At 34.1% G+C, this 19,631-nt stretch carries 14 protein-coding genes; 13 read left to right on the plus strand and 1 reads right to left on the minus strand.

Annotated features, from left to right (window positions below):
- Positions 1-20: 20 nt before the first annotated feature.
- From pcrA to THYS13_RS13405, 12 genes are all read left to right on the plus strand, one after another.
- Positions 21-2,156, plus strand: a complete 2,136-nt coding sequence (gene pcrA / locus THYS13_RS13350; protein WP_042835022.1) for a DNA helicase PcrA — start codon at positions 21-23, stop codon at positions 2,154-2,156.
- A gap of 17 nt (positions 2,157-2,173) precedes the next feature.
- Positions 2,174-4,162 (plus strand): NAD-dependent DNA ligase LigA, encoded by a 1,989-nt coding sequence (gene ligA, locus THYS13_RS13355; RefSeq protein WP_042835023.1) that lies wholly within the window; start codon positions 2,174-2,176, stop codon positions 4,160-4,162.
- A 71-nt stretch (positions 4,163-4,233) separates the two neighbouring features.
- Positions 4,234-4,521: an Asp-tRNA(Asn)/Glu-tRNA(Gln) amidotransferase subunit GatC gene (gatC, locus tag THYS13_RS13360; RefSeq protein ID WP_042835024.1), complete on the plus strand. Its 288-nt coding sequence runs from the start codon at positions 4,234-4,236 to the stop codon at positions 4,519-4,521.
- Positions 4,522-4,533: 12 nt separating this feature from the next.
- Positions 4,534-6,000, plus strand: a complete 1,467-nt coding sequence (gatA, locus tag THYS13_RS13365; protein WP_042835025.1) for an Asp-tRNA(Asn)/Glu-tRNA(Gln) amidotransferase subunit GatA — start codon at positions 4,534-4,536, stop codon at positions 5,998-6,000.
- The gene (gene gatB, locus THYS13_RS13370; protein WP_042835026.1) at positions 6,000-7,427 is read left to right on the plus strand and encodes an Asp-tRNA(Asn)/Glu-tRNA(Gln) amidotransferase subunit GatB; all 1,428 of its coding nucleotides are present in this window, start codon (positions 6,000-6,002) and stop codon (positions 7,425-7,427) included. The genes gatA and gatB overlap by 1 nt, the downstream gene beginning before the upstream one ends.
- A gap of 509 nt (positions 7,428-7,936) precedes the next feature.
- Entirely contained in the window at positions 7,937-9,589 is a 1,653-nt protein-coding gene (locus tag THYS13_RS13375) for a peptide ABC transporter substrate-binding protein (protein WP_042835027.1), read from the plus strand.
- Between the two features lie 565 nt (positions 9,590-10,154).
- On the plus strand, positions 10,155-11,807 hold the full coding sequence (locus THYS13_RS13380; protein WP_042835028.1) for a peptide ABC transporter substrate-binding protein: 1,653 nt from the start codon (positions 10,155-10,157) through the stop codon (positions 11,805-11,807).
- 93 nt (positions 11,808-11,900) lie between these two features.
- Entirely contained in the window at positions 11,901-12,830 is a 930-nt protein-coding gene (locus tag THYS13_RS13385; RefSeq protein ID WP_042835029.1) for an ABC transporter permease, read from the plus strand.
- A 2-nt stretch (positions 12,831-12,832) separates the two neighbouring features.
- A complete protein-coding gene (locus THYS13_RS13390) occupies positions 12,833-13,750 on the plus strand; it encodes an ABC transporter permease (protein ID WP_042835030.1) in 918 nt (305 codons plus the stop codon).
- Between the two features lie 12 nt (positions 13,751-13,762).
- Complete coding sequence (locus THYS13_RS13395) at positions 13,763-14,794, plus strand: ABC transporter ATP-binding protein (protein WP_042835031.1); 1,032 nt, start codon at positions 13,763-13,765, stop codon at positions 14,792-14,794.
- Positions 14,787-15,749 carry an ABC transporter ATP-binding protein gene (locus THYS13_RS13400; RefSeq protein ID WP_042835032.1) on the plus strand — a complete coding sequence of 321 codons (963 nt, stop codon included), beginning with the start codon at positions 14,787-14,789 and terminating at the stop codon, positions 15,747-15,749. The genes THYS13_RS13395 and THYS13_RS13400 overlap by 8 nt, the downstream gene beginning before the upstream one ends.
- Positions 15,750-15,802: 53 nt before the next feature.
- Positions 15,803-17,377 (plus strand): hypothetical protein, encoded by a 1,575-nt coding sequence (locus THYS13_RS13405; RefSeq protein WP_042835033.1) that lies wholly within the window; start codon positions 15,803-15,805, stop codon positions 17,375-17,377.
- 23 nt (positions 17,378-17,400) lie between these two features.
- Here the strand turns inward: THYS13_RS13405 and THYS13_RS14730 are convergent, their stop codons facing one another.
- Entirely contained in the window at positions 17,401-17,580 is a 180-nt protein-coding gene (locus THYS13_RS14730; RefSeq protein ID WP_042835034.1) for a hypothetical protein, read from the minus strand.
- Positions 17,581-17,760: 180 nt separating this feature from the next.
- On the opposite strand from THYS13_RS14730, the gene THYS13_RS13415 reads away from it, so the two are divergent.
- A complete protein-coding gene (locus tag THYS13_RS13415; RefSeq protein WP_042835035.1) occupies positions 17,761-19,530 on the plus strand; it encodes an N-acetylmuramoyl-L-alanine amidase in 1,770 nt (589 codons plus the stop codon).
- Positions 19,531-19,631 lie beyond the last annotated feature (101 nt).

Below are 19,631 nucleotides of genomic sequence, written 5' to 3' on the forward strand. Positions count from 1 at the left end.
ACTAAATTGGAGTGAAAAAAATGAACAACATATTAGGTAACCTAAACGACAAACAAAGAGAAGCAGTTATGACTACAGAAGGACCTCTTTTGATATTAGCGGGAGCTGGAAGCGGCAAGACTCGTGTCCTAACTCATAGAATTGCTTATCTTATAAAAGAAAAAAAAGTATCCCCTTCTAACATACTGGCTATCACTTTTACAAATAAAGCAGCAGAAGAAATGAAAACAAGAGTAGGAGATTTATTAGGTTATATAGGTGACCTGTGGGTATCTACTTTTCATTCTGCCTGTGTGAGAATTTTAAGGCGAGATATTGACAAAATAGGTTATGACAGAAATTTCGTCATATTTGACACTACTGACCAAAAGGCTTTAATACAGGAATCCCTTAAAGAACTAAATTTAAGTGAAAAACAGTACCCTGTGAAAACTGTCATAAATGCCATTTCTTCTGCAAAGGATAAAATGGTAACTCCAGAAGAGTATATTTATATTTTTGGGAATGAGTATAGAAGCAAGAAAATAAGTGAAATATACAAACTATACCAAAAGAAATTAAAGAAAAACAATGCCCTTGATTTTGATGACATAATTATAAAAACTATTGAACTTTTTAAGGAAAGCCCCGAAGTTTTAGAATTTTACCAGAGAAAATTTAAATACATAATGGTAGACGAATATCAAGATACAAATACTCCTCAATACCATTTTGTGAATATGTTAGCCCAGAAATACAGAAACTTATGTGTGGTTGGCGATGATGACCAAAGCATATATGGTTGGAGAGGGGCAGATGTAAAAAACATATTAAACTTTGAGAAGGATTATCCTGAGGCTAAAGTTATAAAATTAGAGCAAAACTATCGTTCTACCAAAACAATATTGGAAGCAGCCAATTATGTCATAGATAATAATATAAGAAGGAAGAAAAAGACTTTATGGACAAATAATGAAGAAGGAGAAAGGATAATTCTCTGTGAATTAGAGAATGAGAAGGAAGAGGCGGAATTTGTTATACAGGAAATAATCAACTTAAAAGAAAGGGAAAATAGAAGTTTTAGGGATTTTGCTATTTTATACAGGACAAATGCCCAGTCCCGTGCTTTTGAGGAAGCCTTAATGAGGGTGCGAATTCCTTACAAAGTGGTCGGAGCTTTAAGGTTTTACGACAGAAAAGAAATAAAAGACATAATTGCCTATTTGCGTATACTTGTAAATCCTTATGATGACATATCTTTTAAAAGGATAATAAACGTTCCCAAAAGAGGTATTGGAGCTGCAACCATTGAAGCATTAGAGGCTACAGCTTTGGAGAAAGACACCAGTCTTTTTTTTGCAATAGATGATGTAAAAGTAAGCCAAAGGACTAAAAATAGCCTTTTAGAATTTAAGGAGTTTATTTTAGAATTAATTGATAAAAAAGATACAATGACTGTCAGTGAAATAATTAAATACATTTTAGAAGAGACTGGATATATAGATGAGTTAGAAAAAGAAGAATCAGAACAAGCAGAAGGAAGGATAGAAAACCTAAATGAGTTTTTAAATGCGGCTTATGAATTTGAAGAGTCTTCAGAGGACAAATCTTTAGAAGCATTTTTGTCCGGCATAACATTGGTTTCTGATATTGACTTGGCTGGAGAAATTGGAGAAAGCGTTGTTCTCATGACGTTGCATTCGGCGAAAGGATTAGAGTTTCCTATAGTCTTTATGGTGGGCATGGAAGAAGGAATATTTCCTTCTTTTAAGTCATTTACAGATGAGTATGAATTAGAAGAGGAAAGACGGCTTTGTTATGTTGGCATTACGAGGTCTAAAGAAAAACTTTATTTGACCTATGCAAGAAGGAGAAATTTATACGGCAAATCTCAGTACAGCTCATATTCCCGTTTTATAAGCGAAATACCTGAGAGGTTTTTAGTAAGATACCATGAGTTATCAAAGCCAAGAGAAGAGTATAGGCCTGTATCTAGCTATGTAGAAAGGAAAACTTATGAAAAGGCTCAATATAATTTAGGAGATAAAGTGGAGCATAAAATATGGGGGATAGGTACTGTAGTAAAAGTAGAAGGAGAAGAGATTACAGTTGCCTTTCCAAATGTGGGCATAAAAAAGTTAGACTTAAAGTTTGCTCCTATTAAAGCTATTTCTTAAGTTGTGGAGGTTGGATTATGGAGCCAAAAGAAAGGATAAAGGAATTGAGAGAAAAAATAAACTATCACAATTACAGATATTACGTTTTGGACCAACCAGAGATTTCAGACTATGAGTACGACATGCTGATGAGAGAACTTATAGAATTAGAAGAAAAATATCCCGAACTTAAAACTCCAGACTCTCCATCCCAAAGAGTAGGTGGGGGGCCTTTAACAGAATTTGAGCCTTTTACCCATGTAGTTCCAATGTTAAGTTTGGCTAATGCTTTTTCTGAGGGAGAACTTAGAGACTTTGACAGAAGAGTAAGAGAGGCAGTGGGAGATGTAGAGTACGTAGTAGAATTAAAAATTGACGGCTTATCTGTGGAACTAATTTATGAAAATGGCATATTTACTGTAGGTTCTACAAGAGGAGACGGGATCGTAGGAGAAAATGTCACACAAAATTTAAAGACTATAAAGTCAATTCCTTTAAGGCTTAAGGATGATGTGAGCCTTGTTGTAAGAGGAGAGGTCTTCATGCCCCGCACTTCTTTTGAAAAATTAAATGAGGAGAGAGAAAAATTAGGGGAAAGCCTTTTTGCAAATCCCAGAAATGCTGCAGCAGGTTCTTTAAGGCAATTAGATCCTAAAGTGACGGCGAAAAGAGATTTAGACATTTTTATTTTTAACCTTCAGAAGATTGAGGGCAGAAAATTTAAAACTCACATAGAGACATTAGAATTTTTGAAAGAACAAGGATTTAAAGTAATACCAATTCATAAAAAATGTAGCAATATAGATGAAGTAATAAAAGAAATAGAAGAAATAAGAAACTTGCGAGATAAGCTGCCTTACGACATTGATGGAGCAGTTGTAAAAGTAAATGACCTTGAAAAGAGAGAAATTTTAGGACAGACTGCAAAAGACCCCAGGTGGGCTATTGCTTTTAAATATCCTGCAGAGAGGAAAAAGACAAAAGTTTTGGATATAATAGTTCAAGTAGGAAGGACTGGAGCTCTTACTCCTACAGCTATATTAGAGCCTGTAACTATTTCAGGTTCAGTTGTGAGCCGAGCTACACTTCACAATGAAGATTACATAAAAGAGAAAGACATAAGGATAGGAGATACGGTAATAGTTCAAAAAGCGGGAGAAATCATTCCTGAAGTAGTAGAAGTGGTAAAAGAAGAGAGGACTGGACAAGAAAGAGAGTTTGTAATGCCAGATAGATGCCCTGAATGTGGTGCTTTAGCTGTGAGGCTTCCGGGGGAGTCTATAAGGCGTTGCACAGGTCTAAATTGTCCTGCACAGCTTCTAAGAGGCATTATCCACTTTGCTTCAAAAGATGCAATGGATATAGAAGGATTGGGGCCAGCTATAATAAATCAGCTTTTGTCAAAAGGTCTAATTCACAACATAGCAGATTTGTATTATCTTAAATACGAAGATTTAATACAATTAGAAAGAATGGGGGACAAATCTGTTAAAAATTTATTAAATGCTATTGAAGAGAGCAAAACAAGAGATTTAGATAGATTGCTCTTTGGCTTGGGTATAGATTTAATAGGCAGTAAAGCTGCCCAAGTGATTGCTGAGCATTTTAAGACAATGGACAATATCATGAAGGCAAAATTTGAAGACTTTACACAGTTGCCTGACATAGGACCTAAGATGGCAAGAAGCATAGTTTCCTTTTTTGCCGAAAAACAAAATTTAGAGATAATTGAAAAACTTAAAAATGCTGGAGTAAACATGAAAAAGCTTTTAAAAGGAAAAGTAAGCAACATATTTGAAGGGAAAACTTTTGTTTTGACAGGAGCGTTGGAAAATTACACGAGAGAAGAAGCTACCAGAATGATTGAAGAAAGAGGTGGAAAAGTTACAAATTCAGTAAGTAAAAAAACAGACTATGTATTAGTAGGTAAAGATCCTGGTTCTAAACTTAAAAAAGCCCAAGAATTAGGAATAAAGATAATTGATGAAAAACAATTTGAAGAAATGTTAAAAGGTGAAAATATTTAAAAACTCTATTCTTCAAAAAATATGTTTTTGTGGTAAACTATAAGTAAATAATAAGAGAAAGGTGTGGTAACATGGCTATTAGTAGGAGCGAAGTTGAGCATGTGGCTAAACTAGCCCGCCTCAAATTTTCGCAAGAGGAAATAGAAGAGTTTACAGTGCAATTGAGCAAAATTATCGACTATGTAAACAAATTAAACGAATTGGACACTGAAAATGTAGAGCCTACATCTCATATAGTGCCAATCCATAATGTATTTAGAGAAGACGAGGTAAAGCCTTCAATGGACAGAGACAAAATATTGATGAATGCACCTTATAAAGAGAACGGCTGTTTTAAAGTGCCTAAGATTATAGAATGAGGAGGTACATAAATGGAATTATATAGTTTGACAATTCACGAACTTAGAGAACTTCTCAAAAAGAGAGAAATCAGCGCTTTGGAAGTGACAAAATCCTATCTTGAAAGAATAAAAGAAGTAGAACCTAAAATAGATGCTCTTGTCACAATTACAGAGGATTTTGCCTTGCAAAAAGCAAAAGAGGCAGATGAGAAAATCAAAAAGGGAGAGGACACGGCCCTTACAGGCATTCCTGTCATAATAAAGGACAACATTTCTACTGAGGAAATAAAAACCACTTGTTCTTCTAAGATGCTAGAAAACTATATTCCTCCATATAATGCTACAGTAGTGGAAAAATTACTAGAAGAAGGAGTGATAATTTTAGGAAAATCCAATTTAGACGAATTTGCAATGGGGTCTTCTACAGAAAATTCCGCTTTTAAAACTACAAAAAATCCTTGGGACTTATCCCGCGTTCCCGGAGGGTCTTCTGGTGGTTCTGCAGCAGCTATAGCGGCAGACGAGGCGGCTTTTGCTTTGGGTTCAGATACAGGCGGTTCTATAAGACAACCAGCTTCTTTATGCGGTGTAGTAGGGATGAAACCTACTTATGGATTGGTGTCAAGATATGGCCTTGTAGCTTTTGCCTCTTCCCTTGACCAGATTGGGCCCTTTACAAAAGATGTTACAGACTGTGCTATTGTATTAAATACAATTATAGGGCATGACCCAAAAGACTCTACTTCTTTAAAGATAGACAAGCCTGATTACACTTCTTATCTCAAAGAAGACATTAAGGGTTTGAGGATAGGAGTGGCTAAAGAATTTTTTGGCGAGGGAATAGAAGAAGGGGTAAAAGAAACTGTACAAGAATCCATAAAAGTTTTACAGAATTTAGGAGCAGAAATCATAGATATATCTATTCCTTATGTAGAATATGCTCTTCCAGCTTATTATATAATCGCTTCAGCAGAGGCTAGTTCCAACCTTGCAAGGTATGATGGCATAAGATACGGCCATATTGCAGAAAAATATGAAGATTTGATTGACATGTACATGGTTACGAGAAGCGAAGGATTTGGCAAAGAAGTAAAGAGAAGGATAATGTTAGGGACTTATGCTTTAAGTTCTGGTTATTATGATGCTTATTACAAAAAAGCATTAAAGGTCAGAACTCTCATTAAAAATGACTTTGAAAAAGCTTTTGAAAAATGCGATGTAATAATAGGTCCAACAAGTCCTACTGTAGCTTTTAAAATTGGAGAAAGGGCAAACGACCCGTTAGCCATGTACTTAGCAGATATATACACTGTATCGGTTAACATAGCGGGGCTCCCTGGCATATCTATACCTTGTGGTCTTTCAGATGGTTTACCTGTTGGACTTCAGATAATTGGTAGACATTTTGACGAAGGGAAAATATTAAATGTTGCTTATGCCTTTGAACAAGCTAACAAATTTAATGCTAAACCACAGGCCATAGGAGGTGCAAGATAATGAAGTACGAAGCAGTGATTGGCTTAGAGGTCCATGCCGAACTTTTGACAGAGAGCAAAATTTTTTGCAGCTGTACTACCAAATTTGGCGGAGAACCTAATACCCACGTATGTCCGGTATGTCTTGGACTTCCCGGCACTTTACCAGTTTTAAATAAAAAAGTTGTAGAATATGCTGTAAGAGCGGGACTTGCTTTAAACTGCACAATTGCAAACTTCAGCAAGATGGACAGAAAAAACTACTTTTATCCTGACTTACCCAAAGCTTATCAGATTTCTCAATATGACCTTCCCTTGTGCAGCAACGGGTATGTAGAAATTGAAGTAGATGGGTACACAAAGAAAATAGGAATAAAGAGGATACACATTGAAGAAGATGCTGGAAAGTTGCTACATGAAAATACAGATGGTTCTTTAGTAGATTACAACCGTGCAGGAGTGCCTCTCATTGAAATAGTTTCTGAACCAGATATGTCTACACCTGAAGAAGCTTATCAATACTTAACAAAATTAAAGAGCATTTTAGAATACACAGAAGTTTCTGACTGCAAAATGCAGGAGGGCTCTTTAAGGGTTGATACAAATGTGTCTGTGAGGCCTGTGGGAAGTACTGAATTAGGGACAAAAATAGAGCTTAAAAATTTAAACTCCTTTAGAGCCGTTCAAAAGGCGTTGGAATATGAAATAAAAAGGCAGATAAAAGTCTTAGAAGAAGGCGGAACAATAGTACAAGAGACAAGAAGATGGAATGAATCAAAAGGAATTACTGAGCCTATGAGGACAAAAGAGGAAGCTCATGACTACAGGTATTTCCCTGAACCAGATTTAGTTCCAATAATTGTAACAGATGAGTGGAAAGAAGAGATTAGAAAGTCTTTGCCTGAAATGCCTCACCACAAAAGAGAAAGATTTATTGCCGAGTACGGTTTGCCTGAATATGATGCTAAAATTATAACTTCTTCAAAGAAAATGGCGGACTTTTTTGAAAAGTGTGCTCTCGAATATGATTCTCCAAAAACTGTAAGTAATTGGCTTATGGGAGAATTTTCTCGCCTCATGAATGAGACAGGGAAAGAAATAGACGAAGTACCTGTGACACCACAAATGTTAGTAAAATTGTTTAAATTAATTGATAAGGGTGCGATAAGCGGATCCATTGCTAAAACTGTTTTTGAAGAGATGTTTGGTACAGGGAAAGAGCCAGAGGTAATAGTAGAAGAAAAAGGATTAAAACAGATAGCTAATGAGAATGAATTAAGAGAAATTATCAAAAAAGTCATAGCTGAAAATCCTAAATCAGTAGAGGATTACAAAAACGGCAAAGAGAAAGCAATGGGCTTTTTAGTAGGGCAAGTTATGAAGATGACAAAAGGAAAAGCAAATCCTCAGCTTACTAATCAAATCTTAAAAGAAGAATTGTCAAAGTAATAACTCGTAATTATTAATCAAAAAGCAGCATACATTATATATTGTACGCTGCTTTTTTGTTTTATTCGCAAAATAGTGACAATTACAATTGTATTTTATTACTTAAACATTTTTCACTGAATTCATAAAATAATCTTGTATATGTAAATGCTTGATGATATAATTATAAACAAATTAAACAAACGCTATATTTTAGGATTTATGCTATTTATTAGTTCTTCAGGGTGAAAAACAAATTTAATATATTTTGAATAGCTTATAAATTTCCAGTTAAAATAGTAAATAATAAGATAATAGTTTATTCTTTTGCATTTGCAATTACAATAATAAAAAATTTATAAAATTTAAGCAGGAATTTTGTATATTTTATCTAATATATAATTTATAGATAAGATTTTTAATTTAAATTTTGCTGAAAATTTCTCGAATACTAGCTGGGGGTGAGAGATGGTTTATAAATAATGAAGGTTCAAAAAGATAAATTTGTTAACAAGAGGGAGGCTTTTTTAATGAAAAGTAAAAAACTTTTGGTGTTGGGAATTGCTGTTTTATTTGTTTTGTCAGTACTTTTTTCTGGTTGTTCAAAACAACAAACTGCCCCGAGTGAAAATACATCGCAAGCCAAATCTCAGGATGAACAGGTTTTGAACGTCAACCTTGGGGAAGAACCACCTATGCTTGACCCACAAAAATCAACAGATACAGTTTCTTTTGACGTATTAAATGCTACACTTGAAGGTTTGGTAAGATTAAATAAAGAAGGCAAAGTTGAGAAGGGATCAGGTTTAGCAAAAGATTGGGAAATATCACCTGATGGATTAAAGTATACTTTTCATTTAAGAGATGCTAAGTGGAGTGATGGCACACCCATTACCGCTTATGACTTTGAGTATGCTTGGAAAAGAGCACTTGATCCAAAAACAGCTTCTCAATATGCTTATATGCTTTACTATCTCAAAAATGGCGAGGCCTATAACAGTGGTAAAGCAAAGGCTGAAGACGTTGGCGTAAAAGCTCTTGATGATAAAACTCTCGAAGTTACACTAGAAAAACCAGCACCACAATTTTTGGGGTTAACGTCTTTTATTACCTATTTGCCAGCGCAAAAAGCTGCTGTGGAAAAATATGGAGACAAATATGGCTCTTCACCTGATACCATGGTTTATTCTGGACCTTTTATGATCAAAGAATGGAATCACGAACAAAACATGGTACTTGTTAAAAATCCCAATTATTGGGATAAAGACAATGTAAAACTTGAGAAAATAAATATGGACATGGTAAAAGACGATAATACGATAATTCAAAACTATGAAGCAGGTCAGTATGATGCTATAGGTGTACCAGGGCAATATATTGATAAGTACAAAGACGATCCTAATTTTCATCAAATGGCAATGGCTATAACCTGGTATTTACAATTTAACAATAAGAGCAAAATATTCTCAAATGTTAACATGAGAAAAGCTTTCACATATGCAGTAGATAGAAAAGCTTTTGTTGATAACATTTTAAAGAATGGTTCAATACCTGCTCTTTCCTTTGTTCCACCAGGAATACCAGGTGAAAAAGGTGAGTTTAGAAAAGAAGGCGGAGACTTTTTTAAAGATAATGACGTAGCTACAGCAAAAGAACTCCTTGCAAAAGGGATGAAAGAATTGGGAATAACTCAACTTCCAAAGATAAAATTTGTAGGTGGTGATAGTGACGTTGCTAAAAAGCATACACAGGCATTGCAGGAATTCTGGAACAAAAATTTGGGTGTAAGTGTTGATATTGTAAATGTTGCTTTTAAGGTGAGACTTGATATGATGGACAAAGGAGATTATGACATAGTATATGCTGGGTGGGGTGCTGACTATAACGATCCGATGACATTTATGGACCTTTGGGTAACAGGTGGTGGAAATAACACAGCTTTCTATAGCAATCCAAAATATGATGAACTTATAAAGAAGGCTAACTCTACAAATGATAATTCAGTGAGAATGCAGGCAATGCACGAAGCAGAAAAGATATTGATGGAAGACATGCCAATTGGTCCTCTCTACTTTGCAGGAAGAGCATACCTGCAAAGACCATACGTAAAAGACTGGGTAAGATTCCCGGTTGGTGTTGACAACGAATGGAAGTGGACATATATAGAGGGGAAAAACAAATAAAGGTAAAATATAAATTACGCAAAAATGAAAAGCGACCAGGTCTATTAAGACCTGGTCGCTTTTCATGAAGATAAAATTCAAATATTTTATATAATTTGACTTTCAACACAATTACACAAGGAGTTTAATATATACAAATAATTTGCTTGATTTAAAAAAAATTAAGATGGATAATAATTAAGGCGGAAAGAAAATAAATTTAACTAGATAAAACTTTAATGCGATAACGTCACATATAAATGTTAATTATTTGTAAAATTTAAGTTTTGATATAATACTTAACAAAAAAATTTTAAATATTAAATAAAAGATTGAAGGATTTTTTGAATTTTTGTCTAATTATAATAATATATGAAGAAAAGCTTTTCCTGAGTGTTTAAATTTGTATATTGATTATCATTGCTAAATGATATAAAATGTATATATCATTTATAAACACCATACAATTTTCAATTATTCACTTCACTAAGGAGGTGAAGTTAAAGAGAAATAAAAGCGTTTTTTATATTTTTGGGGGGTCAAGTTGATTTAAATTTTATTTTACAGAAAATAGGAGGAGATGTAAATGTTAAAACACAAACGACTTCTAGTAACATTGCTTTCTCTAGTATTAATCTTAACTGCATTACTAGCAGGTTGCAGTGGCCAAGGTAAAACTGCAACAAGTACAACTTCTGTAAATAATCAAAGTGCACAGGTTTTAAATTTGAATTTAGGTGATGAACCGCCAACACTTGATCCTCAAAAGGCTACAGATGAAGTTTCTATTACAATTTTAAATGACGTGTTAGAAGGGCTTGTAAGATACAATAAAGATGGAAAGATTGAGAAGGGCTCAGGTCTTGCAAAAGATTGGAAAATATCAGATGACGGGCTTACCTATACTTTCTACTTAAGAGATGCTAAATGGAGTGACGGTAATCCTATAACAGCCTATGACTTTGAATACGCATGGAAAAGGGCCCTTGATCCGAAGACAGCATCACAATATGCTTATCAGCTTTTTTATATAAAAGGAGCTGAAGAGTATAATTCGGGTAAAGGCAGTGCTGACCAGGTAGGGGTTAAGGCTTTAGACGATAAGACTCTGCAAGTTACTTTGAAGGCACCAGCACCTCAATTTTTAGGATTAACTTCTTTCGTCACTTATATGCCTCTTGAAAAATCAATATATGAAAAATATGGAGATAAAGTTGGTTCTGATCCTAACACGATGGTATACAGTGGTCCATTTATAGTAAAAGAATGGAACCATGAACAAAATATTGTGCTTGAGAAAAACCCATATTATTGGGACAAAAATAATGTAAAACTTCAAACAATTAATTTTACGATGATAAAAGATAATAACTCTCTGGTGCAAAACTATGATACAGGAGCTCTTGATTCTATCTTTATTCCTGGAGATTATATAGACAAATATAAAGATTCGCCTGAATATCACAACTATGCACTTGCGACTGTTTGGTATTTGCAATTCAATAATAAAGATAAAATATTTAAAAATGCTAATATAAGAAAAGCATTTACTCTTGCAATAAATAGAGGCCTTTTTGTAAAAGAAGTCGCCAAAAATGGTTCTATACCAGCAGAAGCCATAGTTCCTCCGGGGATTCCTGGTTACAATGGAGATTTCAGAAGTGAAGCTGGGCAAGGTTATTTCAAAGACAATGATGTGGCACAAGCAAAAGAATATTTGCAAAAAGGCTTACAAGAGCTTGGCCTCAGTAAACTACCTAGTATAAAATTCTTAACGGGGGATACAGATACTGCTAAAAAATACGCTGTAGCTTTACAACAAATGTGGAATCAAGCTCTTGGAGTACAAGTTGAAATTCAAAGCGTAGCATTTAAAGTAAGGCTTGACATGATGGATAAGGGAGATTATCAAATAGTTCTTGCTGGTTGGGGTGCTGACTATAATGACCCAATGACCTTCCTTGATATGTGGGAGACAAACAATGGTAATAATACAGCTTTCTACAGCAATCCAAATTATGATAAACTCATAGAGAAAGCAAAAATAAATGGCGATTTGAAAGCAAGAAATGAAGAAATGATTCAAGCAGAAAAAATCTTAATGGAAGATATGCCAATTGGTCCATTGTGGTTCCAAGCAAGAGCGTATGTTGTAAAACCATATGTAAAAGACTTATACTTCCCAACATTTGGACCTGATTGGGAAATGAAATGGACTTACATTGAAGGTAAGAAATAAAAAGGAATAAAATAAATAATAACGCGAATATATATGGCATAGGCCATATATATTCGCTGCATTTACATCAAACGCCATGGGAGGTGTAGGAATTTGTTAAGATATACTTTAGAGCGAACGCTATATATGCTTATAACTTTGTGGGTCATTGTCACTTTGACATTTTTCTTAATGCACATGATTCCTGGGGATCCTTTTACAAGTGAAAAAAGGGTTCCGGAGCAAATAAGGCAAAACATGTTAGCTAAATATCATCTTGATAAGCCTTTAATTGTGCAATATGGATATTATCTAAAAAATTTACTACATGGTGATTTGGGTATTTCATTAAAATATTTAAACAGAACTGTAAATGAAATCATAGCAAACGGTTTTCCGGCTTCTTTTCAGATAGGAATGCAATCAATAATAATAGGAGTATTTTTGGGATTGATTCTTGGAGTTGTGGCGGCATTAAACAGAAATGGCTTTTGGGATTATGTTTCAATGATTTTGGCGATTATAGGAAGGTCTGTCCCTAATTTTATAATTGCTACATTGTTGCAGTATTGGATAGCTTCAAAATTAAGATGGCTTCCTGTGTCAGGATGGGGAACTTTTGCTCATACTATACTTCCATCGATAGCTTTATCCTTTGCTTCATTATCAATAATTTCTCGTTTAATGAGAGCAAGTATGCTTGATGTAATTGGACAGGACTATATAAAGACTGCTAAATCAAAAGGACTTTCTTCTTTTGAGATTGTTTGGAGGCATATGATAAGAAATGCTATTTTACCAATAATAACTGTATTAGGACCATTGATTGCGGGAATTGTTACTGGTACTTTTGTTATTGAAAGAATATTTGGAATACCTGGGCTTGGCAAATATTTTGTTCAGAGTATATATAACAACGATTATACCATGATACTTGGGACAACTATTTTCTATAGCGTTATACTTGTATTTATGATGTTCCTTGTTGATATAACATATGGCTTCATAGATCCAAGAATAAGGCTTTCTAAAGGAGGTAAATAATTGTGGTTGAAATTACAAGAGAAAAATTTGAAAGGGTAGGGCCAAATATTGAGGAAAGTCAAGCAATAGTTCGTCCCAGTATGACTTACTGGCAAGATGCATGGAGAAGACTTAAAATGAATAAAGTTGCGATGGCTTCTTTAGTATTTCTCATTCTGTTGGGCATAATGGCGATCATAGGTCCTTATTTATTACCTTATAAATATTCTGACCAAAGCCTTATGATGACAAATAAACCACCATCTGCTGAGCATTGGTTTGGTACGGATTATCTGGGCAGAGACTTATTTGTAAGGACGTGGATGGGAGCAAGAATATCTCTTACTATAGGTATTGCAGCGGCTTTACTGGATGGTATCATTGGTGTAATTTACGGCGGAATTTCAGGATACTTTGGAGGACAAGTTGACAATGTTATGATGCGTATTGTAGATATTTTATATGGGATACCTTATCTTATATTAGTTATTTTGCTTATGCTTGTTATGGGACCTGGGATTGTTACTATAATTACCGCAATGGTTATAACAGGATGGGTTGGAATGGCAAGACTTGTAAGAGGGCAAGTTTTGCAGTTAAAAGAACAAGAATTTGTGATGGCGGCGAAAACTTTAGGAGCTTCTCCCGGAAGAATAATTATGAAGCACTTAATTCCAAATACTTTAGGTCCAATAATAGTTTCTATAACTTTCGACGTTCCTGCTGCAATTTTTACAGAAGCTTTCTTAAGTTATATAGGTTTAGGTGTACAGCCTCCTTTAGCAAGTTGGGGAACTTTAGCTAATGATGCTACAAATGTATTGCTCATGTACCCTTACCAATTGTTCTTCCCGGCGTTTTTCATAAGTATAACAATGCTCTCTTTTAACTTATTAGGTGATGGTTTACGAGATGCTTTGGACCCAAGGTTGCGCAAATAAGGAGGAATTGACATGGGAAAAAAAGAAGTATTGTTAGAAGTAAGAGATTTGGAGTATTCTTTTGATACCTATGCCGGGGAGGTTAAAGCCGTAAGAGGTGTAAGCTTTGAAGTGTATAAAGGAGAAGCTTTGGCGATTGTTGGTGAATCTGGTTGTGGTAAGTCTGTGACAATGCATGCAGTAATGAAACTAAACCCTGAACCTCCAGGGAGATTAAAAGGGGGGGAAATCATATTTGATGGAAAAGATATAACTAATTATACAGATAGAGAGATGCAATCAATAAGAGGCTCAGAAATTGGTATGATATTCCAAGATCCTATGACTTCTTTGAATCCTACAATGACAGTAGGTAATCAAATTGCTGAAATAATTTTAAAACATGAAGATGTAACTAAAGCAGAAGCTATAAAAAGGGCTAAAGAAATGTTGGACATTGTTGGAATTCCAAATGCTGAAAAAAGAATTCATCAATATCCTCATGAATTTTCAGGTGGAATGAGACAGAGGGCGATGATTGCTATTGCTCTAGCTTGTAAACCTAAATTATTAATTGCAGATGAGCCAACTACAGCTTTAGACGTTACAATACAAGCTCAGATTTTAGATTTGATGAAAGATTTGCAAAAACAATTTAATACTTCAATAATTATTATTACTCATGACCTTGGGGTTGTTGCTGATATAGCGGATAGAGTTGTGGTAATGTATGCAGGTAAAATTATTGAAAGAGGTACAGTAGACGAAATATTTTATAACCCACAACATCCTTATACGTGGGGGCTATTAAAGTCGGTTCCTCGCTTAGATGCAAGGAATAAAGAAAAACTTGTACCGATTATTGGGACACCGCCTGACCTTTTTGCACCACCTGTTGGCTGTCCTTTTGCAGCAAGGTGTGATTATGCTATGAAAATATGTTATGAAGCTCCGCCAGAGGTCACTGAAGAATCAGAGACTCAGCAAGTTGCTTGTTGGCTTAAACACCCCTATGCTCCAAAAGTTGCTAATCCGTTTGGAATGGGGGTAACAGTAGATGAGTAATAACAAAGTTTTGCTCGAGGTAAAAAATCTAAAAAAATATTTTCATGTTAGTGGTGGTATTTTAAAAGCTGTAGATGATGTAAGCTTTACCATTAAAAAAGGAGAAACATTAGGTTTGGTGGGAGAGTCGGGGTGTGGCAAATCTACGACTGGCCGTACCATAATAGGACTTTATGAGCCAACGGCAGGAGAAATTATATTTGATGGAGAAAGAGTTACCCATTTAAATTACGAAGGAAGAAAAAAATTTGCTAGAAGAGCACAAATAATTTTCCAAGACCCTTATGCTTCCTTAAATCCCCGTATGACTGTAGGGGATATCATCGGTGAAGGAATTGACATACACGAACTTTATACTGGAAAAGAAAGGATGGAAAGGATATATCAACTTTTAGAGATGGTAGGATTAAATAGAGAACATGCTAATAGATTTCCTCACGAATTTTCAGGTGGTCAGAGACAAAGAATTGGTATAGCGAGGGCAATGGCTATAGAACCAGATTTTATCATAGCTGATGAACCTATATCTGCTTTAGACGTGTCTATACAAGCTCAGATTGTAAATCTTTTGATGAATTTGCAACAAGAAAAAGGTCTTACCTACTTGTTTATTGCTCATGACCTGAGCATGGTAAGGCATATAAGTGATAATGTTGCTGTAATGTATTTAGGAATGATTGTGGAAATGACTAGTAGCGCTGAGCTTTACTCTAATCCGCTACATCCTTATACTCAGGCACTTTTGTCTGCGGTACCTATACCTGACCCTAATGTAGAGAGAAAAAGAGAAAGAATAATACTTGAAGGTGACGTGCCAAGCCCAATAAATCCACCCCCTGGTTGTAGATTTAGAACGAGATGCAAATATGCGATGGATATTTGCAAAGAACAAACTCCTCCACTTAAAGAAGTGGGTAGCGGTCATTTTGTTGCTTGTCATCTTTTTAATAAATAAAAAAGGCACTTGTAGCGAGTGCCTTTTTTAAAATTCTAAAAAGAAGGGATAAAATGTCTAAAAAGGCTGTGTCAATTCTATTAGTCGTGATAATTTCTCTCCTCTTAATTTCTTATCATTTTTATGAATTTTTAAAAGTTTTTTCAAGTAATCCTTCTGATATGTGGAGCAGAGACTTGTCTGTTGGTGAGAAAAATTTAAATATGCCTTCACCCCTTTTTTGGGATGGGGGAAGTGTATATGGAATTTGGACTAATGATACCGGTTTTGCAATATCACAGATTTACCCTTTTTCAAAGGATAGAAAGAAAATTTTTATCAAGAACTTTAATGAGACCTCCGTGAAGAACATAGAATATTACAAGGGGAAAATTTATTGGTCTGAAAATGATAATATAAATGAAATGGAAACAAACGGAGACAGTTATGAAAATTTAAATATAATAGCAGTAAATTTTAAAATTGTTGATGACTATATTATAACTGTCAATTCACAGGGAATCGAAATTTTTAATATTGCAAATAATTTTAAAAAATTATCCGAGGTAAATCTAAAAAATGTTTCACAAATCGATGCAGTACATAAAAATGGTACTTTGTATGTTTCAGTGCTTGTAGATGATAAGCAGGAATACAAAATTTATTATTTATCTTATGACATAAAAAGACAACGATGGTCTACACCTATAGAAGTATATAAATTACCTCAGACAGCTACTTCAAAATTAGATAATATAAAGATTGGATATGATAAAAAAGTCTACATTTTTTACAACTTGACTTCAAAGACAAGTTCAAATGTCTACTATTTTTACTTTGACCCTCAGAATTCTAAAAGGTTGGAACCTAGAAAACTAGAATTAAATGTTTATGGAAAAATTCCTTCTCCTGACGTAGGAGCTTTTGACATAAAAGAATTCCAAGATGGAATAGCAGGAGTATTTTCTGCTCTAAGTAGTTACAAGATTATTGGCCAAAGCCGAGTAGAAGGAACAGAAATCATTTATGCCTCTTTTAAAGATGGAGGTATTGCTAAAGTAAAATCTGTTACTAAAGAAGGTGGTTGGGCATCTGAGCCCTATTTATTGAATACGCCTAAAGGATTGTTTTTATCTTGGATAGAAACAGGAGGTTTTTATAAATACATAGTAAAAGTCGCCAGTACAAATCCTGAATTTATAAAGCAAGTAAGTGGTATCCGTAAGCTAGATATACAAAATGCTTTAAGTCTTTGTACCTTTTCTATTTCTGCTGCTTTGCTTTTAGGATTTATTATGACATTTTCAGTCTCACTGCCTGGCTATGGATGGCTTTTGTTTGTCATGCTTTTTGAGCCGCGAAAGTTTAAAAATGAATCGATTAATTCTTTTTACATAGGTATGTCTTTATATGGAGCAGCAAAATATTTTTTCTATCCTCCTCAGGTTATAAAAAATAGCATGGAACAAATACCATTTCCCTATAATTTGAATATTATACCTATATTGACATTGGTTCTATCATTTGTCTTTGTCAAAATGTACTTTGGAGGGAAAAAATTTAATTCTAATTTTGCAGCTTTTACTTTCATGGTGATTATAGATTCTCTATTTATCAATTTGTTTTATGCACCTTTTTTGATAAAATGAAAGCTTTCAGAGTTTGACTGCTGTTATTTTTTTGCTTTTACATAATATGCACAATTGATACTTGAATTTTCATAGTTGACGTTGTTTTTATTGATATTATCATCAATTAATCTATTTATTTTGGTCATCTGTGAGAGATTAGATAAAGTGCATTTTCCTTCTTGTTGGTAAATACAATCGGCTGTGCAATTAATATTAGTCACAAGTGCCACCTCCCTTTTTTATTTTTCCTAAAACTCAAAAAACTAATCCTTTTAACCGATACAATATATATAATTACTAATAAAGTTAAGAAATTGTAATAAGTTTGTAATCATTTTGTAATATTAAAGTATTATGATATATTTAAAGTCGAATTTTTTCACAAAAAAGGGGGGGTTTTAGTGAAAAAAATAGTATTATTTGTTGTAATAGTTGTAGCAATTTTAGCCTCCTACAGTATGGCCTTCGCTTATAAAAACACTATCTTAGTAGATGGGAAACCTTTTTATTACAATATTCCAGATGTCACAATTAAAATAGATGGTCAAAATTTCGACACAGACAAAACCCCACCTTTAATTTTAAAAGACAGCACGTTAATTCCTGTGAGGGTGATCTCAGAAAAGGGATTTGGAGCTAAAGTAGAGTGGGATGACAAAACCAAGATGGTTACTATAACAAAAGGTAAAACAGTTAAATTAACTATTGGAAGTGATATTGCCTTAGTGGACGGAAAAAAAGTTAAGTTGATAGTTCCTGCAAGAATAATAGAAATTAGTAAAGAAGGATATACATATATTCCTTTTAGATTTTTATTTGAGACTTTTGATTATAAAGTAGAATGGGACGAAAAGAATTATCAAATAAATACTACCTCTCCTCCTAAAATTGTAAATATAAAAAATTTTGATACAAACTATAATAATGGTATATTTTCTATAAATATTACAGGAGATAATCCTATAAAATATAGCCAAGGAGTTATAGAAGATACAGGAAATATTAGAATTTATGTAGACATAGAAAATGCCCTGTGGGATAAAGGAAAAAGAGATTTAGAAATTAACAAGAAAAGTCTTTTAAATGCGGTAATTGCTCAAAACCAAACAAAACCTATACCTAAAGTGCGAGTAGTGATATATTTAAAAGATATGCTCCCTTACGGAATTGTCCAATCGCAGGATAAAACACGTTTAACTATTTCTTTTGATGTTGGAACAAGCTATGTAACAGGTATAAGTTTTACAAAAGAAGGGGAGTATGATAAAGTCATAATTAATGCTGATGCGGAACATTTTAATACTCAAAGAATAGGGGATAATAAAATAGTTGTGGATATATCAGATGCTGTTCTTAAAATGCCAGATGGGAATAAAGCTGGTCAAATACCAGTAGAAGGCAATGTTATAACGGCTATAAGGTATTCACAGTATAACAACGACACAGTGAGAGTGGTGGCAGATACTACTGTGAAAGCGGATTATTCTGTAAAAATACTCGATAAAAACATTATAATGTTGGTCTTGAAGTCTCAGCCGAATGAAATGCCTCTTATTTACATAGATCCTGGGCATGGGGGAAGTGACCCTGGTGCTATAGGAGTAGGTGGTTTAAGAGAATCTGACGTAGTTTTGGGGATTGCTCTTAAGCTAAATAGCCTTCTCACAAAAGATGGATTTAGAACTATGATGTCTAGAGATTCTGATGTATTTGTAGACCTTGTTACTAGGTCACAAGAAGCGAACAATGCGGGAGCTGACGTATTTATAAGTATACATACTAATGCTTTTGGGACTCCAACTCCTAAAGGCACAGAAATATGGTATTATCCAAATGGATACAAGGAAGACACAAGAGACAACAAGACTTTTGCTCAAATCATCCATGACAACTTAATGAAAGAGATAAACACTGTAGACAGAGGGCTTAAAGAAGGGCCTAATTTGTCAGTGTTAAACAAGACAAAAATGCCAGCAATACTTATCGAAACAGCTTTTATAACAAATCCTGATGATGCAGCCTTGCTTCAGGACGATGCCTTCCAATGGAAAGTAGCTCAAGGAATATACAATGGTATTGTAGAATATTTTAAAAGGTTAAAAGAGGGCTCTATTTCTATGACTGTTTCTAATTCTGTATATGATACAAATAATGCAAATAGCAATCCATAATTTATCTGGTTTTTTAAACCAGATTTTTTTGTTCTTATGTTCTTGTAAAATATTAATAAAGGTTTTAAAATAATATTGAAGGATAAAAACAATAAAGCAGA

The sequence above is a fragment of the Thermoanaerobacter sp. YS13 genome, from assembly GCF_000806225.2.
Taxonomy (GTDB): domain Bacteria; phylum Bacillota; class Thermoanaerobacteria; order Thermoanaerobacterales; family Thermoanaerobacteraceae; genus Thermoanaerobacter; species Thermoanaerobacter uzonensis.